4 protein-coding genes are annotated in these 2,685 nt (G+C 39.0%); 2 read left to right on the forward strand and 2 right to left on the reverse strand.

What is annotated here, in order from left to right; translation table 11 throughout:
* Positions 1-275, reverse strand: a 275-nt coding sequence (locus C1T29_RS10870; RefSeq protein ID WP_231516577.1) for a YrvL family regulatory protein, incomplete at its 3' end; no start/stop codon positions are given.
* Positions 276-429: 154 nt separating this feature from the next.
* Positions 430-987 carry a hypothetical protein gene (locus tag C1T29_RS10875; protein ID WP_041521340.1) on the reverse strand — a complete coding sequence of 186 codons (558 nt, stop codon included), beginning with the start codon at positions 985-987 and terminating at the stop codon, positions 430-432.
* A gap of 120 nt (positions 988-1,107) precedes the next feature.
* Here C1T29_RS10875 and C1T29_RS10880 point away from each other — a divergent pair, with 120 nt between their 5' ends.
* Entirely contained in the window at positions 1,108-1,725 is a 618-nt protein-coding gene (locus C1T29_RS10880) for a TetR/AcrR family transcriptional regulator (protein WP_103748756.1), read from the forward strand.
* A gap of 185 nt (positions 1,726-1,910) precedes the next feature.
* On the forward strand, positions 1,911-2,588 hold the full coding sequence (locus C1T29_RS10885; RefSeq protein ID WP_040083127.1) for an MBL fold metallo-hydrolase: 678 nt from the start codon (positions 1,911-1,913) through the stop codon (positions 2,586-2,588).
* Positions 2,589-2,685: the final 97 nt, after the last annotated feature.

Genomic DNA, 2,685 nt, shown 5'->3' on the forward strand with positions numbered 1-2,685 from the left:
AAAGTAAGTGATTTTTCCAAAATGATAGAGATTATCTTTGTGAGTGGGTCTATGATTACGCCTACAGCAAAGCAGGCTAAAATAAATAAAGCTAATGTTTGATTGGAAGCGTATGTGATGCCAAGTATGGAGAATAATCCTTTCATCCCGAAGAAAAAGCCGCCGAAGATGACTGCAAGTGCAATAGCCACAATAAAAATGACAGATACAATTTCGATTAATTTTGATTTCAGGTTAAAATCCTTAGAGTGCTCGTTCTGTTCTTTTTGGCACAAGGATGACACTCCCTTCACCTGCTTACTCATACAAACCTTTATCCTTAAATAAACCCAAAATATCTATAAGTCTGTTTCTGACGAAAGTAGTATAACATATTTTAACAAAAACAAAAAAGGCCCTTTCCGCTGGGGAAGGGCCTTTTTCACCATGTTAATTTCTGAGATTCGCCGAAGTTTTCTCTTTTTTTGGCCAAATAAAATAGCTGGCTGTAATGAGAAAGTCAATGCCTATAATGACAGTCCACAGTTTAAGAATGCCGCTCAATGCCTCGGTTCGGGCAGAGTCATTGATAAAATAAATCATCCCTGCCAATAGTCCCGCACCAATTAAGTAGGCCAGCACATGTCTTAGCCAGCCTTTCGCACCGTGCTTGGCATGATCCATTCCAAAACGTTTCAGAGGTTTTGCGCCTTTTTTTGTCACATAATATTGAAATTTCTCATCTGCCCATTGAATCATTTGTTTCCCATAAGCGATCGATATACCGATGTAAACAGCTGCAATTCCATGTGCTGCGGTCGCTGAGGCTCCGCGGTAAAGGTCCACACCAGTTGCCGCTAATAAGATCAAATCGATAACTGGAGTTAAGGCAAGGAATAGCAGTCCTAATGTATGTCGTTTGAATAGGTAGCGTACAGCAAGCCCCAAAACAATGACAACCCAAAACGCAATTTCACAGAAAACAATCATCCATGCGATACCGTTCAATCCATTCCCCTCTTTTCAATACAGTTGTATTATTTAAATAATATGTTACCACCTTTGTTTTTGTAACACAACTGTATTATAAAAATTGCCCTCTCATTTTTTTCTTGTTACAATAAAGCTATGCCAAAACAAATTGACCATGAGAAAAGAAGAAAACAAATTGCAGAAGCGACGTGGCGCGTCATTTTAGAACGGGGAATGGAGGGAGCATCAGCCAGGAACATTGCAAAGGAAGCAGGATTGTCATTAGGTGCGCTGCGCCATTATTTCACTACACAGGATGAACTGCTTGCGTTTGCAATGAAACTTGTTCAAGAAAAGGTGACGGCTCGAATTAAGGACATTGCCATGAAGGATTTGCTCCCTAAGGAAAAAGTGTTGCACATTTTGCTTGAAATTGTCCCAACGAATGAAGAAACGATAAGAGAGATGGAGGTTTGGTTTGCTTTTACTGCTTATGCCAGACATAAAAAGGATATGTTTGATGCGAATCACGACGGGATTTTCAGCGGCATGCGGAATTTGATTGCCTATTTAGATGAATCCGGTTTACTAAAGCAGAATGCTGATAAAAACATTGAGGCTGAGAGGCTTTACGCGCTTGTTGACGGCTTGGCTTTACATGCGATGCTTGACCCTGTGCGAGTGAATAAAGACAGAATCAAGCGGGTCATTATGCAGCATGTAGAGTCCATTTGCGTGGAAGATACACGCGAGACACAAAAACGACATCTCTAAGGAACTAGTGCGAAAAGCGATTCTTGTTGGACATGCTTCCAAAAGAATCGCTTTTTTTATATGCAAAGAACAAGGATCTCTGAAAAAAATGGAAAACAATCATACTGTTTGATAAAGTGGAATGAAAGATGGAGGGTGAACAACGGTCCATCATTTAAGAACTTTACATGATAGGGATGGTATAAATGAATCTTACTTATAAGGTGCATCCAATTAAAACAAGGTATCAGGGCTGGACGAATTATTGCTATATCATTGAAGATATTGTAAGCAGATCTGCAATTGTTGTTGACCCCTCATGGGAATTGAGTAAAATAACAACTGCACTTTCTGAACTAAAAGCTGAATTAAAGGCAGTCGCATTGACACATTCTCATTATGATCATGTAAACCTAGTAGACCCGCTGACGAAGATGTTTAACGCTCAAGTTTATATGTCGAAAAAAGAAATTGATTATTATCAATTCCGATGCAGAAATTTAATTAGCCTAGAGGATCATCAGACGATCAGCATAGGGAACACAAGTGCACAATGCCTTCTCACACCGGGGCATACAGCCGGCGGAATGTGTTATTTGTTTTCTGAAAGTATTTTTACCGGAGATACGGTGTTTACAGAAGGGTGCGGCATATGTGAGGATGATGGCAGTTCTGCGGGAGAGATGTTTGATAGCATTCAAAGAATAAAATCGGAGGTTTCACCCCATGTACGGGTGTATCCTGGTCACTCTTTTGGCAAATCGCCCGGCCATTCAATAAAGGATCTTTATCAGCATAATATTTACTTTCAAATTGATAAGAAGGAATACTTTGTGAAATTTCGCACCCGTAAAAATCAAAAAGGCATTTTTGATTTTAAATAATCTTTTTGAATCTATTATCCTATTTTTTTCTACATCACTTTCTACTTTAGTAATACCTTCTCTATTAACAGCTATATTACCTTCATTTTTTTTCACA

Source organism: Bacillus sp. MBGLi79 (genome assembly GCF_002953915.1).

Bases quoted from the DNA above. Each gene is read 5' to 3' on its own strand.
- C1T29_RS10885 (WP_040083127.1), top strand. From the start codon at position 1,911: ATGAATCTTACTTATAAGGTGCATCCAATTAAAACAAGGTATCAGGGC.
- C1T29_RS10880 (WP_103748756.1), top strand. From the start codon at position 1,108: ATGCCAAAACAAATTGACCATGAGAAAAGAAGAAAACAAATTGCAGAA.